The following is a 19,179-nucleotide window of genomic DNA, read 5'->3' as shown; positions in this document are numbered from 1 at the left end:
AAAAGTGTTCTGAATGTTTGATACTGAAAAGTGGCTAATGAATAGTCGTCATAAATCAGTATAGAACCGCGCCGCGTTCTGCCTGCCGAAGATGAGATTTATCTGTCCTGCTGTTTTTCATACAAATCACGGATCATAAGATTTGTTGATCATACAGTTGATGCACGCGAGGCGTGATTGCGCGGCCGGAGGCTTTTCGCACCGAATCCCGCACCACCAGTTTCCCCTGTAAAAGCTGATTAGTGCAGGGCGCGTCAGGGCGCAGCATACGTCTTTGTAACAGCGCGATGGCTTCGGTTCCCAATTCATCACGCGGTACGTGGACGGCGGTCAGCTGAACGTCGTGGATTTCCGCCAGATTAAAACCGTCGGTACTGAGCACGCTGATATCGCCCGGCACCGAGAAGCCTTTCTTGCTGAGCGCCGCCACGACACCGGACGCCATAAAATCGCCGCCCGCCAAAATCGCCGTTGGCAGCGGTTCACCCGCCGGCAAGGCATCAAGATAGTGGATCATTGCCTGTTCGCTTTCCTGCGCGCCGAAGCCCGAAGTATTTAGCAGGTTAACGCTGTCGCTGAAGGTCTGATGATGACGGGCGAACGCCTGTCTGATGCCGCTCAGACGCAGCTCCATGGTATGACGACGCAGACATTGCAGCGTCACGATATGTTGATGCCCCTGTGCGAACAGATAATCGCAGGCGAAATCGCCCATGGTCTGATGATCGGGGCTGACACTGTCGTGGCGCATAAACCGGTCATGGCAGTTCACCAGCACGCAGGGTTTGCCCATTTCGGCTGCGAGCTGATGGATATGTGGGTCGTCGATACCAACCAGCAGCGCGGCTTCGGTCAGCGGGTCGGTCATTTTGGCGATAAAGAGCGCGGCGTCGGCGTTCTCTTCTTCCATCGCGCAATAGCGTACACGTACTTCATGATGGGCGGTCGCCGCCAGAATCCCCTGAACCACTTTGTAATAGAAAATATCGCTGCGAACATCGAAGGCGCGGGCCGGGGCGAAAATCATGATGTTATTGAGCATCAGGCGTCCGGTGGAAAGCCCGGTAAAAATACCCTGCGATTTGGCACATTCCATCACCCGCGCGCGGGCCCTGATGCTGGTATTATTTTTCCCCGCCAGAACCCGCGAAACGGTGCTGATCGACAGCCCCGTCTGGTCAGCAATTTGCTGGATATTTAACTTTCCTTTCAAACTGTGATCTCCTTCAAAATCGCCTGTGCAAAATTTTTCACCTCAGAAGATGAGCGGCGAATAAGCATTTGCCCGCAGTGATACTGCCTTGCAGTTATAGCGTGAAAGCTTTTGCAAAAAATCACGTTTCGCTCACAGAACCGTCTGCCTACTCTGCCGAAGTACCTTACATAACACATCATCTGCGGCACTGGCCGACGGATGGGAGAACAGGCATGACAATTCAAATCAGCACTGAGAAGACTGCGGTTACAGGGCGCAGGAAAATAAAAGCGTTACGCTGGTGGATGCTGGCGCTGTTTTTGCTCGGCGTGACGGTCAACTACATCACCCGCAACTCGTTGGGATTACTGGCTGCGGAACTTAAAACCAGCCTGAACATGACCACAGAACAATATTCTTATATCGTCGCGGCATTTCAGGCGGCATACACCATTTTTCAGCCGCTGTGCGGCTGGCTGATCGACGTGATCGGCCTGAAGCTCGGTTTCCTGATCTGTGCTTCGGTATGGGCGGTGGTGTGTATGCTGCACGCCGGTGCCGGAAGCTGGATCCAGCTGGCGATTTTGCGCTTCTTTATGGGCAGCGCCGAAGCGGCGGCGACACCGGCCAACGCCAAAGCGATTTCCGACTGGTTCCCGCGTAAGGAGCGTCCGGTCGCCGCAGGCTGGGCGGGCGTGGGTTTCTCGATTGGCGCAATGCTGGCACCGCCGATCATTCTGGTGGCACATCTTTCCTTCGGCTGGCGCGGGGCGTTCCTGTTCTGCGGCGTGCTCTCCATGCTGTGGGTTTTGCTGTGGTGGAAGTTCTACCATTCGCCGGAAACCCATCCAAACCTGAGCAAAGATGAACTGGCGCTGATCCGTCAGGATAATGAACCGCAGCAAACGCGTCTGCCGTTCATTCAGTCGCTGAAAATCGTCTGCAAAAATAAAAAATTCTACGGTATCGCCATTCCGGCTTTTCTGGCTGAACCTGCGTGGGCGGTGTTCAGCTTCTGGGTTCCGCTGTATCTCGCCAACGAACGTGGCATGGATTTAAAACACATCGTGATGTTCGCCTGGCTGCCGTTCCTGGCTGCCGATCTCGGCAGTATCGCCAGCGGTTATCTCACCACGCTTTATCGTAAAGTCTTTGGCTGCACCCGTATTAACTCCATTGTCGCCAGCTCCGTCACCGGCGCATTCATGATGCTGTCGCTGGCGCTGGTGGCGCTCACGCAAAGCCCGTACGCGGCGATTGCGCTTATTTCCATCGGTGGTTTTGGTCATCAGGTGATTTCCTGCATGTTGAGCGCCGTGGTGGTTGAGACTTTCGACAAAAATCAGGTAGCGACGGTAAATGGAATGCGCGGCTCTTCCGCGTGGATCGCCAGTTTTCTTTTTTCTCTGCTGATCGGCGCCGTTGCCGACACTATTGGTTTTAATCCGCTGTTTATCGCGATGGGATTTTTTGATTTGATCGGAGCGGTCTTCCTGATTGCTTTGATCGCTGAACGCCGCAATCCGGCAAAAAGGGAGCATGTATGAAGACGTTGAAATACTGGGAGCTGGCCGGACAAAACGACGCAGGGGTGGAACTGCGTGTTGAAGGTAAGCATCTGTTTTGTCTGCGGGTGCTGGAGCACGGCTTAATCCGTGTGTTTATTCAGCGCAACGGCAAGCTGGCACTGGATCGCACCTGGAGTATCGCGCCGCAAAATGATGTGCCCTGGGAAGGGCGCGACCGTCTGAGTAACGAAGGTTTCTCGCTGCCGGGATATCAGCTGTCCCACGGTGAAAACACCCTGACCGTGACGACCGAAGCGTTGCGCGTGACCGTCCACCAGCCACTGTGGCTGGAGTGGGAATATAAAAACGCGACGGGTGACTGGTTGCCGCTAGTCAGCGATCGTAAAACCGGTGCCTATATGCTCTCGGTAAAAGGCGACGCCTCGGCGCACTATCAGCGGCGTGAGGCGCAGGACGGCGTTTACGGTCTGGGCGAAAAAGCCGGAGATCTCAACCGCAGCGGCCGTCGGTTCGAAATGCGCAATCTGGATGCAATGGGATATAACGCCGCCAGCACCGATCCGTTGTACAAACATATTCCGTTTACGATGACCCGTCGTAATGACGTCAGTTTTGGTCTGTTCTACGACAATCTCAGCAATGTCTGGCTGGATCTCGGCAAGGAGCTGGATAATTACCATCTGCCTTATCGTCGTTTCAGCGCCGAAGCGGGCGATCTCGATTACTACCTCTTTATCGGCCCGACCTCGCTGGAGGTCACCAAAAAACTGGTCAAACTGACCGGTAAAACGATGTTCGGCCCGAAATGGAGCCTGGGTTACAGCGGCTCGACGATGTATTACACCGATGCGCCTGACGCCCAGCAGCAGCTGATGAAGTTCATCACGCTGTGCCAGCAACACGAGATCCCATGCGATTCGTTCCAGCTGTCGTCGGGTTATACGTCGATTGGTAACAAACGCTACGTCTTCAACTGGAACTACGACAAAGTGCCACAGCCGGAAGTGATGTCGCAGGCATTTCTCGACGCAGGGATCCGTCTGGCGGCTAACATCAAACCCTGTCTCTTGCAGGATCACCCGCAGTACCAGCAGGTGGCGGAGCAGGGGCTGTTTATCCGCGACAGCGAAAACAATGTGCCGGAGCGCTCGGTATTCTGGGATGACGAAGGCTCGCACCTCGATTTCACGCATCCGGGTGCGGTGCGCTGGTGGCAGAAAGGTGTCACGCAGCAGTTGCTGGAAAAAGGTATCGGCTCGACCTGGAATGACAACAACGAATACGAAGTCTGGGACAGCGACGCGCGCTGCCACGGATTCGGTAAATCCATCGCCATCAAACATATTCGTCCGGTGATGCCGTTGCTGATGATGCGGGCGTCGTTTGAAGCGCAGCAAAGCTTCGCGCCGGAGACCCGTCCGTATCTGATTTCACGCTCCGGCTGTGCGGGCATGCAGCGCTACGTACAAACGTGGAGCGGCGATAATCGCACCAGCTGGCAGACCCTGCGCTACAACACGCGTATGGGCATCGGCATGAGCCTATCCGGGCTGTACAACGTCGGGCACGACGTTGGCGGGTTCTCCGGTGATAAACCCGATGCCGAACTGTTTGTGCGCTGGGTGCAAAACGGCGTGATGCATCCGCGGTTTACCATTCACTCCTGGAATGACGATCACACCGTCAACGAGCCGTGGATGTACCCTCATGTTACGCCGCTCATCCGCGATGCCATCCGTCTGCGCTACCGTCTGCTGCCCTATTTCTACACTTTGCTGTGGCAGGCGCACGCAGATGATGAACCGATGCTCAGACCAACCTTCCTCGATCACGAGCAGGATAAAAAAACCTTCGCCGAAACCGACGATTTCCTGATGGGCCGGGATTTACTGGTCGCCAGCGTCGTTGAGGAAGGGCAGCGCGAGCGCGCAGTCTATCTTCCGAACAACGGCATCGGCTGGTGTGATTTCTACACCGGAGAATGGTACGCAGGCGGCCAGACGATCATCCGCGATGCGCCGCTCGATCGCCTGCCGCTGCTGGTTCGCGCCGGTGCTGCATTACCGCAGTCTGCCCGTCTGGCATCCGTGGACAGCAACAAGGACATGACCCGCGAGCTGCACGTTTATCCGGCACCGGGTGAGGTGAAATCGAAGGGCATGATGTTCGAGGATGACGGCGAAAGCCACCGCTGGCAGCAAAATCAGGCGTTGTGGCTCAACTGGGAGATTGTCAGCAGCGCGCAACGCGTCGATATCACCATCACTCAGCGCGGTGAATTCAGACCCGCGTGGAGAACCCTGGACATCGTGCTGCCAGAAGGTGAATTGCGTGAAGTGTGGGTGAACGGGGAACGGACAAAAAGTTACTCTCTCTGAGTATAAATTTAGGGGCCTGATTCAGGCCCCTTTCACAGCCCGTTTACGCGCCTTCTTTTCTACCACGATCGATTTCACTTCGCTTTCAATCCAGCCATCGGCCAGCCGTGTTTTCAGCGTATCGCCCGGCGCGGTCTGGCTGGTTTTCTTCAGCAATGCGCCCTGTGACGTAGTCGTCACGCTGTAACCGCGTGCCAGCGTCGCCAGCGGGCTGACGCCTTCGAGCTGCGCGCAGGCTTTGCCGAAACGTTCACGGTGTTCACCCAACTGCTCAGACATCGCCTGTTGCAGACGGTACTGCAACTGCTGAACCCGTTGTTGTGCGCGGTGAATGCGCGGCTGTGGCTGCTGTTGTGTCAGGCGCTGTTGCAGGCGGTCGGTGCGGCGCAGCATCTGGCGCAGCTGATTTTGCATCGCTTCATCCAGACGGCGGCGCAGTTTGAACAGCGCCGTCTGCTGGCGCGCCAGCCGCAAATGGGGATGCTGCTGTTGCAGACGGTGGTTAAGACGGCTAAAGCGCTGCGCGAGTTGAGCGAGGTAATAGTCCATCGCCATTTCCAGACGCTGCTGCTGTGACTGAATCTGACGCAGCAGTTCCAGCTGATTGCGGCTGATAAGTTCTGCGGCAGCAGAAGGCGTCGGTGCGCGCAAATCCGCAACAAAATCGGCAATGGTGACGTCGGTTTCATGGCCGACGGCGCTGACTATCGGAATGCGGCTGGCGAAAATCGCCCGCGCCACGCGTTCGTCGTTAAAGCTCCATAAATCTTCCAGCGAACCGCCGCCGCGCCCGACGATCAGCACATCGACCTCATCACGGCTATTCGCCAGCTGAATCGCCCGGACGATTTGCATTGGCGCATCCACCCCCTGAACTGAGGTGGGATAGATAATCACCGGGAGTGATGGATCGCGACGCTTTAATACGTTTAAAACATCGTGCAACGCCGCACCGCTGGCGGAGGTGATCACCCCGACGCATTTCGCAGGTGAGGGCAGCGCTTGCTTGAACTGGGTATCGAACAGACCTTCAGCCGCCAGTTGCTGTTTGAGCAAATCGAATTTTTGCTGCAACAGACCATCGCCGGCTTCCTGCATACTTTCGGCAATCAGCTGATAATCGCCGCGTGGTTCATATAGCGTAATGGTTGCGCGAACTAAAACCTGCTGGCCGTTTTGCGGGCGGAATGTAGTGCGGCGATTGGTATTGCGAAACATGGCGCATTTGACCTGCGCGCGGTCATCTTTGAGCGTGAAATACCAGTGGCCGGAAGAAGGCTGAGAGAAATTTGAGATCTCACCGGAGAGCCAGACCTGACCCATTTCGTTTTCCAGCAACTGTCGGACCGTCTGATTCAGGCGGCTTACGGTAAAAATAGGAGGCGAAGAAGGTAGCGACATGTGATCCAGATCAAATTCAAAAACAGAGACTTAATCGAACGATACTACATGCCCGCAAAAGGTAATCAAGAAGTTTTTGAAATAGTTCTGGTCGGAATGCCTACTCACCTGTATACTCCCGCTGCAATATTTTATCTTTTCCGCATCCACCTTGGTGAGATATTGCCCATGCTACGTATCGCAAAAGAAGCACTAACGTTCGACGACGTTCTCCTTGTTCCAGCCCACTCCACAGTTCTGCCCAATACTGCCGATCTCGGTACTCAACTGACCGCTAAAATCCGTCTGAATATTCCTATGCTGTCCGCAGCCATGGATACCGTGACTGAAGCGAATCTGGCGATTGCTCTGGCGCAGGAAGGCGGCCTCGGATTCATCCACAAGAACATGTCTATTGAGCGTCAGGCGGAAGAAGTCCGTCGCGTGAAGAAGCATGAAAGCGGCGTTGTTGCTGACCCTAAAACGGTTACGCCACAAACCACTCTGCGTCAGGTTAAAGAACTCACTGAAATTAACGGTTTTGCCGGTTATCCGGTCGTGACCGAAGAGAACGAACTGGTCGGTATTATTACCGGTCGTGACGTGCGCTTCGTGACCGATCTGGAACAGCCTGTCACTGCAGTCATGACGCCGAAAGAACGTCTGGTTACCGTGAAAGAAGGCGAAGCCCGCGAAGTCGTGCTGCAGAAAATGCACGAAAAACGCGTAGAGAAAGCGCTGGTAGTTGACGCGCAGTTCCATCTCCTCGGTATGATCACCGTCAAAGACTTCCAGAAAGCCGAACGTAAACCTAACGCATGTAAGGATGAGCAGGGCAGCCTGCGCGTTGGTGCTGCAGTTGGCGCAGGTGCTGGCAACGAAGAACGTATCGACGCACTGGTTGCGGCGGGCGTAGACGTCCTGCTGATCGACTCCTCTCATGGCCACTCCGAAGGCGTTCTGGAACGTATCCGCGCTACCCGTGCAAAATACCCTGATCTGCAAATCATCGGCGGTAACGTCGCGACGGGCGCAGGTGCTCTGGCACTGGCGAAAGCTGGCGTGAGCGCGGTGAAAGTCGGTATCGGTCCAGGCTCAATCTGTACCACGCGTATTGTGACCGGCGTGGGCGTTCCACAGATCACTGCCGTTTCTGACGCGGTTGAAGCGCTGGAAGGCACCGGTATTCCGGTCATTGCCGACGGCGGTATTCGCTTCTCAGGCGACATCGCTAAAGCTATCGCTGCTGGCGCAAGCTGCGTGATGGTCGGCGGGATGCTGGCTGGGACTGAAGAATCTCCGGGCGAAATCGAACTGTATCAGGGCCGCTCGTTCAAATCCTACCGTGGTATGGGCTCGCTGGGCGCGATGTCCAAAGGCTCTTCAGACCGTTACTTCCAGACAGATAACGCCGCTGACAAACTGGTGCCGGAAGGTATCGAAGGTCGCGTTGCCTACAAAGGCCGTTTGAAAGAGATTGTTCACCAGCAAATGGGCGGTCTGCGCTCCTGTATGGGTCTGACCGGTTGTGCTACCATTGACGACCTCCGCACCAAGGCTGAGTTTGTTCGTATCAGCGGTGCCGGGATTCAGGAAAGCCACGTACATGACGTGACCATTACCAAAGAGTCACCGAACTACCGCATGGGTTCTTAATCCCATAGTCGCTGCTGCGCGTCGGCGAGCCGGCGTTGGAAGCTGGCTCAAAATGCTCATTTACGTCATGTAAACTGCGCTTTTTCGCCAGCTTCCGCCTTGCCTCACCTTAGCTCGCGAGCGCCTGGATCGAGTCACTACACATTTATCCCCAGCCCGATATTTCCGGGCTGATTAATATTCCGTTTTAACGCTTTTATTGCTTTCTGGAAAACGCCCCTCATGAGCGAAAATATTCACAAGCACCGTATCCTTATCCTCGATTTCGGCTCCCAGTACACTCAACTTGTTGCACGCCGCGTGCGCGAACTCGGTGTCTATTGCGAACTCTGGGCCTGGGACGTAACCGAAGCCCAAATCCGCGAATTCAACCCGAACGGGATCATCCTGTCCGGTGGCCCGGAAAGTACCACCGAGCATGACAGCCCGCGTGCGCCAGACTACGTCTTCACGGCCGGTGTGCCGGTTCTGGGCGTGTGCTACGGCATGCAAACCATGGCAATGCAGTTAGGCGGCCATGTTGAAGGTTCTAACGAACGCGAATTTGGTTATGCACAGGTTGAAGTTCAGACTGAAAGCGCGCTGATCCGCGACATTCAGGACGCACTGAGCGAAAACAGCAAGCCACTGCTCGACGTCTGGATGAGCCACGGCGATAAAGTAACGGCTATTCCGTCTGACTTTGTCACCGTTGCCAGCACCGATACCTGTCCATTTGCCATTATGGCGAATGAAGAAAAACGCTTCTACGGCGTACAGTTCCACCCGGAAGTGACGCATACCCGTCAGGGCCTGCGCATTCTTGAACGTTTCGTAATGGACATCTGCCAGTGCGAAGCGTTGTGGACCCCGGCTAAAATCATCGAAGACGCCATTGAGCGCCTGCGCGTACAGATTGGCGACGATCATGTGATCCTCGGCCTGTCCGGTGGTGTTGACTCCTCCGTGACTGCGATGCTGCTACACCGCGCTATCGGCAACCGTCTGACCTGTGTCTTTGTCGATAACGGTTTACTGCGTCTGAATGAAGCCGGTCAGGTGCTGGAAATGTTCGGTGACCGTTTCGGTCTGAACATCGTCCACGTGGCAGCGGAAGAGCGTTTTCTGTCCGCGCTGGCGGGTGTTGATGAGCCGGAAGCGAAACGTAAAATCATTGGCCGCGTGTTTGTTGAAGTCTTCGATGAAGAAGCCTGCAAGCAGGATGCGGTCAAATGGCTGGCGCAGGGCACCATCTATCCTGACGTGATCGAATCCGCTGCCTCTGCCACTGGCAAAGCGCACGTGATCAAATCCCACCACAACGTGGGCGGTCTGCCTAAAGAAATGAAACTCGGTCTGGTCGAGCCACTGAAAGAGTTGTTCAAAGACGAAGTGCGTAAAATTGGTCTGGAACTCGGCCTGCCATACGACATGCTGTACCGTCACCCATTCCCAGGGCCAGGTCTGGGCGTGCGTGTGCTGGGCGAAGTGAAGAAAGAATACTGCGACCTGCTGCGTCGTGCGGATGCTATCTTCATCGAAGAACTGCACAAAGCCGACCTTTACAACAAAGTCAGCCAGGCGTTCACCGTCTTCCTGCCAGTTCGCTCCGTCGGCGTGATGGGCGATGGCCGCAAATATGACTGGGTGGTTTCTCTGCGTGCAGTAGAAACCATCGACTTCATGACCGCGCACTGGGCGCACCTGCCGTACGATTTCCTCGGCCGCTGCTCCAACCGCATCATCAACGAAGTCGACGGTATTTCCCGCGTGGTGTATGACATCAGCGGCAAGCCACCGGCGACGATTGAGTGGGAATAAGTTACAGAGAGATCTAAATCTGTGCTCTGTAAAAACGCCAGTGCGATCGAAAGATCCACTGGCGTTTTTTTATCACTGCATTAGCCAGGCAGCGCCGGTGGCTTTTATTTCTTTTTCTAACTCGCTACCGCGAGTGGCAAAAACGCGTTTGACCGGGAAACCACTTTTTTCCAGCATGTAGGCCAGCGCCGCATATTCACGTGGATATTTCGCCGCGACAGCGCGATCAATATCGACCGGCCCCATCGGGAAAGTGAAGCTCGCCATATCGTAGATGCTTTGGCGGCGCAGCAGTTTCCAGAGACCGTCACGCTTTTCTACCAAATCATAAAAACGGTTATGCCCGACACACCCCACGTTGAGCTTGACGTTCTCGCCGATGATCATGGCATTGGTCTCGACAATCGCTTTCGTCGCCGCCTGATTGAACGTCACCACAGGTGTGCCGATCAGGTGTTTCGTCCGGGCGTCTGACGCGCCCATTTTCATTGAACCATCAATAAATTCACTGGCCAATCCTTCAAACCAGGTGATTTCAATGGTGCCATCAGGATGAAAAAGCTCACGAAGCGCATCCCACTGACCCAGATCACGATGGATCCAGCCGGTCATCAGGTCGGTTATTTGCAGACGATCTTCAAGATAATGTTGCATGGCAAAGTCCTTAAGCAGAAGGCACCTCGTGTGCCGATGGAGCAGAGCATCCTCTTTAACGTTGATAAATTCCAATGTGTTAATATGAATAATCTATCATTTTAAATGATTAATGAGATTGCGATGGAATTACGTCATCTGAGGTATTTTTTGGCGGTTGCCGAAGAGAAGCATTTTGGCCGGGCCGCCGAGAGACTGCACATTGTGCAACCGGCTCTGAGTATGCAGATTCGGGCGCTGGAAGAGGAGCTCGGAGGGCCGCTGTTTGTGCGCACCAGCCGTCGGGTAGAGCTGACTGATGCGGGCCACTTATTGCTCGCCCAGGCGCGCAATACGCTCGCTCAGGTTGAACATGCCAAATTAACGGTCCAGCGCGCTATACGTGGCGAGCTGGGAAGCATACGGGTAGGGTTTGCCGGTAACGCGGTGTTTAGCGGTAAGCTGATGCGTGATCTGCGCGCCTTTCACAAAGCGTATCCCGAGGTGGAATTGATCGTACGGGAACTTCCCCCGCAGCTACAGGCAGACGCGATTCTGGCAGGGCAGTTAGATATTGGTTATGCCCCCGATCACGCTAAATTACACGATCGGGCGCTGGTGTCTGAACGAATCGGTAACTGGGAGAGACGGGTGGCGATGGCTGATGATCATCCTCTGGCCAAAATCCCGCGCCTCAAAGTGGCGATGCTTGCGACAGAACCACTGATTTTCTACGATGCACATGATGCGGATGAATATTTGCTTCACAGGCTGATCGAAATGTTGGGGCATCCGCCGAATATCGCTCATCGTACATCCAGTACCCTGAGTGTTCTGGCACTGGCGGCGGCCGGACTGGGTATTGCGTTAGTGCCTGAGCCTTTAGAGCAGATGCGCATACCGGGACTGGTTTACCGCGTACTGGATGAACCCGATCTGGCCGCCAACCTGATGCTGGTCAGCCGCGCCGGAGAAACCAATGGCGCAGCCTGTACCTTTCTGGCGATGGCGCGAGTGATAAAAGATACCGGGTTAATTTCTCAGGAAGCGCCAGAGAAATAAAAAGGCAGCCATCGGGCTGCCTCTCAAAATACTCACTTAGGTGTCAGGTTCAGTTGGCCTGGAATAACTTTGTGTCGTTTGCCAGACTATCGACCACGACTTTCAGATCATTTGCGGTAACTTTTTGGGTGTCGTTGGACACTTGTTTGCCGAAGCCTTTACGTACCACTTTGAAGACGGGTTTACCCGTGCTGGAGTCGATCAGTTCGCCTTCGAAATACACTTCGGTATCACGGGTACGATGGCCGGTCGCTGTTTCAGTGCCTGCAATCACCAGTGCAACTGGGATCACCTCATAGAATTGCAGACCTTCGGCTGACGTATTCACACCAGTGATGGCACCTTTGAAGATAAGCGTGCGCGGGCCTGCATGGTCGGTCAGCTGCAGACGCTCACCCATGGCCGGTTTCAGGCGACTGTTGGCGTAGTCCAGAACACCCTGCAGTGTTTCCTTACTGATTTGAGGGGTAGGTTGTGGTTCCGGAAAGAATTTGATCGGCTCAAACATCAGGTAAGAATAGTTTGATGTTTTAAAAGAAGGATCAATCCAGCGCAACACAGGCGTGCCTGACGCAGTTTTGGTTTCTTTAAGATTGGAGTAATCACCAAGGAAACCAGAAAATTTTTCGCTCTGAGTGACATGACTGGTACAGCCAGCTAAGAGCAGGGCACCGGTCACAAGTGCAGCCTGCAGCAGTTTTATTTTTTTCATTCGGACCCTCAAAAGTTTAAAGAAGACAACGTATGTATAGCACCGCTGGGGAATTTAACCTCTTAACAACAAAGAAAAATTGATGGAGAACAGAATATTGATATTTGTGAGATGAACTCCTGATAATTCACTTTCATCTCATTTCTTCGATGAATGAAAAAGATAATACTCACCTTTCGGGCTATCCCCCGTGGCGACTACAGTCCAGCCCTTTGATAAATAGAATCCCACCGATTTTTTACTCTTTACTAAACATTTCAGCGAACCGGTGCGGGTGAAGATTTTTTCTGCTGCATACAGTAATGCGCTGCCAGCGCCCGTCCCCTGAAATTGGGGATCGATAAACAAGTTATGCAGAAAATTCTCCTGAGTGAAAATGGAGGCGAAGCCGAGCACATGGCCATCGCGCTCGGCCACCAGAATCGTTTCGCCGATCACGGCGCGGTCAAAATCTTCCAGCTTGTAGTCAGCGTCTTCCAGCCACGTCCAGGTGTCTTTACGTGCGGCCAGATACAGCGTGCGTAAAAAAGGGCGATCGGCTTCTTCGTAAGGGCGAATGTGAAGTGGTGATACCAAAGAGTGAACCCCCTCAAAGATTGTGTGGATATTGTCGACTATAGTGCGCGTCTCACTTAATGATACTGCCAGCGACTATGTATGAGTTCAATTTGGTTTTGTTGCTGTTGCAGCAAATGTGCGTTTATTTAGTTATCGCGTACTTACTCAGTAAAACCCCGCTGTTTATTCCGCTGATGCACGTTACCGTTCGGTTGCCGCACAAACTGTTGTGCTATTTCATGTTCTCGATGTTCTGCATCATGGGCACCTATTTTGGTCTGCATATTCAGGACTCTATCGCCAATACCCGCGCGATCGGTGCGGTACTCGGCGGTTTACTGGGCGGGCCGGTGGTTGGTGTGCTGGTCGGGTTGACCGGCGGATTGCACCGGTATTCTCTGGGCGGAATGACGGCGCTGAGTTGCATGATCTCGACGGTGATGGAAGGACTGCTCGGCGGTATCGTACACCGCGTGCTGATGCGGCGGGGGCGTATCGACCGGTTATTTAATCCGCTGACCGTCGCAGGTGTTACGCTTTTTGCCGAAGTGCTGCAGATGGCGATCATTCTGATGGTCGCCCGTCCCTATGACGAAGCACTGCGGCTGGTGAAAAGTATTGCCACGCCGATGATGGTGACCAATACCATTGGCGCGGCGATGTTCATGCGGATTCTGCTCGACCGGCGGGCGATGTTCGAACGCTACACCACGGCGTTCAGCGCCCGCGCACTGAATATTGCGGCCTGTACCGAGGGCGTGTTGCGGCAGGGGTTTAATCAGGAAAATACGTCGCGGGTAGCGCAGATTATTTATCAGGAGCTGGATATCGGCGCGGTGGCGATCACCGATCGCGAGAAGCTGCTGGCGTTTGTCGGGATCGGCGATGATCACCATCTGCCGGGCTCGCCGATTTTGTCTGAACATTCACACCACGCTATTGAACACAACGAGGTGGTCTACGCTGACGGCAATGAAGTGCCGTATCGCTGCACGCAAAGTCCGTCCTGTAAGCTAGGGTCGACGTTGGTGATCCCGCTGCGCGGCGAGAATCAGGAGGTGATCGGCACGATCAAATTGTACGAAGCCCGCAATAGGCTGTTCAGTTCGATCAACCGCACGCTGGGTGAAGGGATTGCCAGTTTACTGTCGGCGCAGATCCTCGCCGGACAGTATGAGCGCCACAAGCAACTGCTGATCCAGTCGGAAATCAAACTGTTGCACGCACAGGTGAACCCTCACTTTCTGTTTAACGCGCTCAATACCCTGGTGGCGGTGATTCGTCGCGACAGCCAGCAGGCGGGCGAGCTGGTGCAGCATCTTTCTACCTTCTTTCGTAAAAATCTTAAAAGGCCACAGGAAGTGGTGACGCTGGCCGATGAAATCGAGCATGTGGAAGCCTATCTGCATATCGAACGCGCGCGGTTCAGCGACCGACTCAGCGTGACATTTGATTTCCCGGTCGTGCTGCAACAGCTGTTTTTACCGGCTTTTACGCTGCAACCGCTGGTCGAAAATGCTATCAAGCACGGGACGTCGCAATTGCTGGGCGCCGGGCACATCCGGCTTTCTGCCATTGAAGAGGGGGATTGTCTGGTGCTGACCGTCGAGGATAATGCCGGGCTGTATGTGCCGTCAGCTTGCGGAAATGGTCTGGGAATGAGTCTGGTCGATCGCCGCCTGCGCGGACGTTATGGCGATGAATTTGGTTTGCATGTGGAATGCGAGCCGGAACAGTTTACCCGCGTCATTTTACGGTTACCGTTAAGGAGTCAGCATGCTGAAAATATTGATTGTTGATGACGAGCCGCTGGCGCGTGAAAACCTGCGTTTTTTGTTACAGGATGAAGCGGATGTCAGCGTAATCGGCGAATGTGAAAACGCGGTGGAAGCGCTGGGTGCAATCAACCGGCTGCAACCGGACGTGGTGTTTCTCGATATCCATATGCCGCGTATCAGCGGGCTGGAGCTGGTCGGGATGATTGATCCGCAGCGCATGCCACACATTGTATTTCTCACTGCGTATGACGAGTATGCATTACAGGCGTTCGAAGAGAACGTGTTTGATTATCTGCTCAAGCCGGTACAGGCATCGCGGCTGGAGAAAACCCTTAGCCGCCTGCGCAAGCATCTGCCGGAACAAAATATCACTGCGCTGATGGCCGGCGAACCGGATCTGGCGCTGATCCCCTGCTGCGGCCAGAACCGCATTTATCTGCTTTCTTTCGAAGAGGTGATTTTTGTCAGTTCGCGGGTCAGCGGAGTTTTCGTAAACCGCGCCGACGGCAGTGAGTGTTTTACTGAACTGACGCTGCGCACGCTGGAAAATCGTACGCAACTGCTGCGTTGCCACCGGCAGTTTTTGATCAACATAAGCCATCTGCGGGAAATTCGTTTTGACGACAACGGACTGGCGGAGCTGGTGATGAAAAACGAGGTGCGCGTACCGGTCAGCCGTCGTTATCTGAAATCCCTGAAAGCTCAACTCGGGCTCTGAGCCATGCCGTTCACCCCTGCGTTTTTGCCGCTTAAATCACTATACCGCCGCTGACCTAAACAGCAGGCGCGCGTTAAATCCTGCTCTGCTACGTTGCACCGGATTATTCCTTATCCGGAGAACAATAAGATGCAACACGCACTGACTTTTGTCATCGCGACTCTGTGTATCCTGACCATCTGTTACCGGCTTTACGGCGTGTTTTTCGTCCGTAAAGTGCTGAAAGCCGATGATGCTCAGGTCACGCCGTCGCATTTACTGGAAGACGGGAAAGACTACGTCCCGACGAAAAAATGGGTCAACTTTGGCAGCCACTTCGCGGCTATTGCGGCGGCGGGGCCACTGGTCGGCCCTGTACTGGCGGCGCAGTACGGTTATCTGCCTGGCATGTTATGGCTGCTGATCGGTTGCGTGGTCGGCGGCGCGGTACACGATACCGTGGTGTTATTTGCCTCAATGAAACACCGGGGTAAGTCCCTGTCGGAAGTCGCTAAGCGTGAACTCGGGCCGGTAGCAGGCTGGTGTACCGGTCTGGCGATGTTATTTATCATCACTATTACCATGGCCGGTTTGTCGATGGTGGTAGTACATGCCCTTGAGCGTAACCCGTGGGGAACGTTTGCCGTCTTCATGACCATTCCGGTGGCGATTTGCGTCGGCCTTTGGGAACGTCTGACCGGCAGCATGAAAGCCGCTTCGTGGGTAGGCATTATTGCGATTATGGCCTGCGTGGTGATCGGGCCGTATATTCAGGCCTCGGCGTTTGGCGAATGGCTCAGTCTGCGCGCCTCTACCGTCAGCCTTGTCTTACCGATTTATGCGTTCTTCGCGACCGCTCTACCGGTGTGGATGTTACTGACGCCGCGCGGTTATCTCTCCAGCTTCATGAAAATCGGCGTGTTCGGTGCGCTGATCGTCGGCGTGGTGTTCATCAACCCGGAAATTCAGTTCCCGGCGATAACGCAGTTTATCCACGGCGGCGGCCCGGTGCTGGCCGGTCCGGTCTGGCCGTTTATCTCGATCACTATCGCCTGTGGCGCAATATCCGGTTTCCACGCATTTATCGGTTCCGGCACAACGCCGAAGCAGATAGACAAATGGAGTGACATCTTGCCCGTCGGTTTTGGGGCGATGCTAGCGGAGTGCGTGGTCGGCGTAATGGCGCTGATTGCTGCCACCGCGCTGCATCCGGCGGATTATTTTGCGATTAACTCAGCGCCGGAAGTGTTTGCCGGTCTGGGCATGCAGGTGGTGAATCTGCCGACGCTTAGCCAGGAAATCGGCTTAGATCTCAGCGGGCGCACCGGTGGTGCGGTGACGCTGGCGGTGGGCATGGCGGATATCTTCACCCGCATTCCGTGGTTCAGCCATTTATCCTCCTATTTCTTCCAGTTCGTGGTGATGTTCGAGGCGGTATTCATCCTGACGGCGGTCGATTCCGGCACCCGCGTAGCGCGCTATCTGTTGCAGGATTTCTTCGGCGACCTGTGGGCACCGCTGAAACGCACAGACTGGTGGCCGGGCGCGGTGGCATGCAGTATTGTCGCCTGCCTGCTGTGGGGATATCTTCTGAACTCCGGTGATATCAACTCGGTCTGGGCGCTGTTTGGCGTCTCCAACCAGCTGATGGCTTCAATCGGACTGATGATCGGCGCGACCATTATTCTGCGTCTGGCGGATAAACGCCGCTACATGCTGACCTGTCTGATCCCGCTGGCGTACCTGTATGTCACCGTGAACTACGCAGCGTACTGGATGGTGGCTCATGTCTATTTCAATTCGGCGGCCAAAGGCTTCAACATGTTCAACGGTACGATTTCCATCATTATGGTCGCGCTCGGTGCGGTGATTATGGTGGCATCAATCCTGCGATGGATAACACTGTGGCAGGCGCGCAGTGAAGGCGGCGTGGTCGAGGACGTGGCGGCGACGATGTAAATCACCGATGTCTGATAAGTCCTGTCAATGGTCAGGGCTTTTTAGTATCAATTGCTGATTGATCTTCCCGCCGTCCGCACCAATAATGCTCCCTTGACTCGGGGTGCCGCTCTTGCAAAAGAAAGGCTGAGATTTTACCCGTATTACCTGATCTGGATTATGCCAGCGTAGGGAAGTCAGGTATCTCTCCCGATGCCGCCTTCCTGAAAGCCGGTTGGGAGACTTATGAACGTCCGACCTTCCGTATTTCCCGGTGCGATTGCCGCCGGTTCTTTGCAACAACTCCGCCATTCATCACCGCTGGTCCATTGCCTGACCAACGACGTGGTGCAATCTTTTACTGCCAATGTTTTGTTAGCGCTGGGTGCGTCTCCGGCGATGGTGGTTGATCCTGCCGAAGCGGCGCAGTTTAGCGCCATTGCTGATGCCTTACTGGTCAACGTCGGTACGCTGACGCATCCTCACGCCAATGCAATGCTGGCGGCTATTCAGGCGGCGAATCAGGCCGGAAAACCCTGGGTGCTGGATCCGGTGGCCGTTGGTGGCCTGCACTGGCGCACCGAATTTTGTCTCGACATCATCAAACTCAATCCCTCTGCCATTCGCGGCAACGCCTCTGAAATCCGCGCACTCAGCGGTCTGAATGCGTCTGGCCGCGGTGTTGACAGCGGTGATGACTCTCTTTCTGCCTTGCCCGCGGCCCGGCAGCTGGCGCGTGAAACCGGTGCGATTGTCGCTGTCACCGGTGAGAAAGATTATGTGACCGACGGCGATCGCTGTTGGTCGGTACCGGGCGGCCATCCTATGATGACCCGCGTGGTCGGTACCGGCTGTGCGCTGTCGGCGGTGGTGGCTGCTTTCATTTCGTTGCCGGGCGACCGGCTGGATAACGTCGCGGCAGCCTGTCGTGTTATGTCCTGTGCCGGTGAACGCGCCTGCGTAACGGTGAAAGGGCCGGGCAGCTTTACGCCAGAGTTCCTCGATAATTTGTACTTAATGAACGCAGAGTGGTTAACCGGGGAGGCGCGGCTATGAAGCGAATTAATGCGCTGACCATTGCAGGCACTGATCCGAGCGGCGGTGCCGGGATCCAGGCCGATCTCAAAACGTTCTCCGCGCTCGGTGCTTACGGCACCAGCGCGATCACCGCACTGGTGGCACAAAACACTCGCGGTGTTCAGTCGGTTTATAATATCGACCCGGGATTTGTGGCGGCGCAACTGGATTCGGTGCTCAGCGACGTCCGCATCGACAGCACGAAAATCGGTATGCTGGCAAACAGCCAAATTGTGGAAGCGGTCGCGGAGCGGCTTCGGCATTATCAGCCGCCGTTTGTGGTGCTCGATACCGTCATGCTGGCGAAAAGTGGCGATCCATTATTACTGCCGGAAGCGGTCGATGCGGTACGCCAGTTGCTGATCCCGCAGGTGTCGATCATAACGCCTAACCTGCCAGAAGCCGCAGCGTTGCTCGAATGTGCGATAGCGACCAGCGAAGTGGAAATGCGTGAGCAGGGTGAAGCCTTACTGGCAATGGGCTGTGGCGCGGTGTTGATGAAGGGCGGCCATCTGAGTGATGAAGAAAGTCCTGACTGGCTGTTTATGGCGAGTTCCCGTGAGCGTTTTACCGCGCCGCGTGTCAATACCCGCCACACTCACGGAACCGGCTGCACGTTGTCTGCTGCGCTGGCAGCACTGCGCCCGCGTCATAACAACTGGGCGGATACCGTGCGCGAAGCCAAGGCGTATCTGCAACAGGCACTGATGCAGGCCGATTCTTTGGAAGTCGGCCACGGCATCGGCCCGGTGCATCATTTTCATCGCTGGTGGTAGGGCGTTATTG

General features: G+C 55.0%; 15 protein-coding genes, 1 pseudogene and 1 riboswitch. Of the genes and pseudogenes, 11 read left to right on the top strand and 5 right to left on the bottom strand.

Annotation, left to right across the window (positions count from 1 at the left end; translation table 11 throughout):
• Positions 1–133 precede the first annotated feature (133 nt).
• Positions 134–1,213, bottom strand: a complete 1,080-nt coding sequence (locus GE278_15875; protein ID QLK62161.1) for a LacI family DNA-binding transcriptional regulator — start codon at positions 1,211–1,213, stop codon at positions 134–136.
• A 145-nt stretch (positions 1,214–1,358) separates the two neighbouring features.
• Between GE278_15875 and GE278_15870 the strand changes: the two are divergent.
• The 3 genes and pseudogenes from GE278_15870 to GE278_15860 all read left to right on the top strand — a co-directional run bounded on the left by GE278_15870 (position 1,359) and on the right by GE278_15860 (position 5,102).
• Positions 1,359–1,451 (top strand): annotated as a pseudogene (locus tag GE278_15870) (hypothetical protein).
• Positions 1,429–2,742 (top strand): MFS transporter, encoded by a 1,314-nt coding sequence (locus tag GE278_15865; protein ID QLK62160.1) that lies wholly within the window; start codon positions 1,429–1,431, stop codon positions 2,740–2,742. The pseudogene GE278_15870 and the gene GE278_15865 overlap by 23 nt, the downstream one beginning before the upstream one ends.
• Positions 2,739–5,102, top strand: a complete 2,364-nt coding sequence (locus GE278_15860; protein QLK62159.1) for a DUF5110 domain-containing protein — start codon at positions 2,739–2,741, stop codon at positions 5,100–5,102. The genes GE278_15865 and GE278_15860 overlap by 4 nt, the downstream gene beginning before the upstream one ends.
• Positions 5,103–5,123: 21 nt before the next feature.
• Here GE278_15860 and xseA read toward each other — a convergent pair whose 3' ends face one another.
• Positions 5,124–6,503, bottom strand: coding sequence for an exodeoxyribonuclease VII large subunit (xseA, locus tag GE278_15855; GenBank protein ID QLK62158.1), 1,380 nt, complete (start codon positions 6,501–6,503; stop codon positions 5,124–5,126).
• Between the two features lie 168 nt (positions 6,504–6,671).
• On the opposite strand from xseA, the gene guaB reads away from it, so the two are divergent.
• Positions 6,672–8,138, top strand: a complete 1,467-nt coding sequence (guaB, locus tag GE278_15850) for an IMP dehydrogenase (GenBank protein ID QLK62157.1) — start codon at positions 6,672–6,674, stop codon at positions 8,136–8,138.
• 222 nt (positions 8,139–8,360) lie between these two features.
• Complete coding sequence (gene guaA / locus GE278_15845; GenBank protein QLK62156.1) at positions 8,361–9,938, top strand: glutamine-hydrolyzing GMP synthase; 1,578 nt, start codon at positions 8,361–8,363, stop codon at positions 9,936–9,938.
• Positions 9,939–10,010: 72 nt separating this feature from the next.
• On the opposite strand, the gene GE278_15840 is transcribed toward guaA, so the two are convergent.
• Complete coding sequence (locus GE278_15840; protein ID QLK62155.1) at positions 10,011–10,592, bottom strand: nuclear transport factor 2 family protein; 582 nt, start codon at positions 10,590–10,592, stop codon at positions 10,011–10,013.
• A gap of 123 nt (positions 10,593–10,715) precedes the next feature.
• On the opposite strand from GE278_15840, the gene GE278_15835 reads away from it, so the two are divergent.
• Positions 10,716–11,633, top strand: coding sequence for a LysR family transcriptional regulator (locus GE278_15835; GenBank protein ID QLK62154.1), 918 nt, complete (start codon positions 10,716–10,718; stop codon positions 11,631–11,633).
• A gap of 49 nt (positions 11,634–11,682) precedes the next feature.
• Here GE278_15835 and GE278_15830 read toward each other — a convergent pair whose 3' ends face one another.
• Together GE278_15830 and GE278_15825 are read right to left on the bottom strand one after the other, a co-directional pair.
• The gene (locus tag GE278_15830) at positions 11,683–12,345 is read right to left on the bottom strand and encodes a DUF3313 family protein (protein QLK62153.1); all 663 of its coding nucleotides are present in this window, start codon (positions 12,343–12,345) and stop codon (positions 11,683–11,685) included.
• Between the two features lie 138 nt (positions 12,346–12,483).
• Positions 12,484–12,921 carry a GNAT family N-acetyltransferase gene (locus GE278_15825; GenBank protein ID QLK62152.1) on the bottom strand — a complete coding sequence of 146 codons (438 nt, stop codon included), beginning with the start codon at positions 12,919–12,921 and terminating at the stop codon, positions 12,484–12,486.
• Between the two features lie 77 nt (positions 12,922–12,998).
• Between GE278_15825 and GE278_15820 the strand changes: the two genes are divergently transcribed.
• The 5 genes from GE278_15820 (at position 12,999) to thiD (ending at position 19,169) form a co-directional block, all read left to right on the top strand.
• A complete protein-coding gene (locus tag GE278_15820; protein ID QLK62151.1) occupies positions 12,999–14,702 on the top strand; it encodes a sensor histidine kinase in 1,704 nt (567 codons plus the stop codon).
• Entirely contained in the window at positions 14,680–15,399 is a 720-nt protein-coding gene (yehT, locus tag GE278_15815) for a two-component system response regulator BtsR (GenBank protein QLK62150.1), read from the top strand. Before GE278_15820 ends, yehT begins: the two co-directional genes overlap by 23 nt.
• 129 nt (positions 15,400–15,528) lie before the next feature.
• Positions 15,529–17,337: a carbon starvation protein A gene (locus tag GE278_15810; protein QLK62149.1), complete on the top strand. Its 1,809-nt coding sequence runs from the start codon at positions 15,529–15,531 to the stop codon at positions 17,335–17,337.
• Between the two features lie 89 nt (positions 17,338–17,426).
• A riboswitch (TPP riboswitch) is annotated at positions 17,427–17,528 on the top strand.
• Between the two features lie 34 nt (positions 17,529–17,562).
• Positions 17,563–18,372, top strand: a complete 810-nt coding sequence (thiM, locus tag GE278_15805) for a hydroxyethylthiazole kinase (protein QLK62148.1) — start codon at positions 17,563–17,565, stop codon at positions 18,370–18,372.
• Positions 18,369–19,169, top strand: a complete 801-nt coding sequence (gene thiD, locus GE278_15800; protein ID QLK62147.1) for a bifunctional hydroxymethylpyrimidine kinase/phosphomethylpyrimidine kinase — start codon at positions 18,369–18,371, stop codon at positions 19,167–19,169. Before thiM ends, thiD begins: the two co-directional genes overlap by 4 nt.
• Positions 19,170–19,179 lie beyond the last annotated feature (10 nt).

This window comes from Enterobacteriaceae bacterium Kacie_13 (assembly GCA_013457415.1).
In the GTDB taxonomy this organism is placed as follows: domain Bacteria; phylum Pseudomonadota; class Gammaproteobacteria; order Enterobacterales; family Enterobacteriaceae; genus Rahnella.
The sequence above is the reverse complement of the archived record's forward strand: the minus strand, read 5'-3'. Positions and strand labels throughout refer to the sequence as shown.

What these genes read in the sequence shown, in the direction of transcription:
- GE278_15865 (QLK62160.1), top strand. Translation starts at nt 1,429, where the DNA reads ATGACAATTCAAATCAGCACTGAGAAGACTGCGGTTACAGGGCGCAGG.
- GE278_15860 (QLK62159.1), top strand. Translation starts at nt 2,739, where the DNA reads ATGAAGACGTTGAAATACTGGGAGCTGGCCGGACAAAACGACGCAGGG.
- xseA (QLK62158.1), bottom strand. Translation starts at nt 6,503, where the DNA reads ATGTCGCTACCTTCTTCGCCTCCTATTTTTACCGTAAGCCGCCTGAAT.
- guaB (QLK62157.1), top strand. Translation starts at nt 6,672, where the DNA reads ATGCTACGTATCGCAAAAGAAGCACTAACGTTCGACGACGTTCTCCTT.
- guaA (QLK62156.1), top strand. Translation starts at nt 8,361, where the DNA reads ATGAGCGAAAATATTCACAAGCACCGTATCCTTATCCTCGATTTCGGC.
- GE278_15840 (QLK62155.1), bottom strand. Translation starts at nt 10,592, where the DNA reads ATGCAACATTATCTTGAAGATCGTCTGCAAATAACCGACCTGATGACC.
- GE278_15835 (QLK62154.1), top strand. Translation starts at nt 10,716, where the DNA reads ATGGAATTACGTCATCTGAGGTATTTTTTGGCGGTTGCCGAAGAGAAG.
- GE278_15830 (QLK62153.1), bottom strand. Translation starts at nt 12,345, where the DNA reads ATGAAAAAAATAAAACTGCTGCAGGCTGCACTTGTGACCGGTGCCCTG.
- GE278_15820 (QLK62151.1), top strand. Translation starts at nt 12,999, where the DNA reads ATGTATGAGTTCAATTTGGTTTTGTTGCTGTTGCAGCAAATGTGCGTT.
- yehT (QLK62150.1), top strand. Translation starts at nt 14,680, where the DNA reads ATGCTGAAAATATTGATTGTTGATGACGAGCCGCTGGCGCGTGAAAAC.
- GE278_15810 (QLK62149.1), top strand. Translation starts at nt 15,529, where the DNA reads ATGCAACACGCACTGACTTTTGTCATCGCGACTCTGTGTATCCTGACC.
- thiM (QLK62148.1), top strand. Translation starts at nt 17,563, where the DNA reads ATGAACGTCCGACCTTCCGTATTTCCCGGTGCGATTGCCGCCGGTTCT.
- thiD (QLK62147.1), top strand. Translation starts at nt 18,369, where the DNA reads ATGAAGCGAATTAATGCGCTGACCATTGCAGGCACTGATCCGAGCGGC.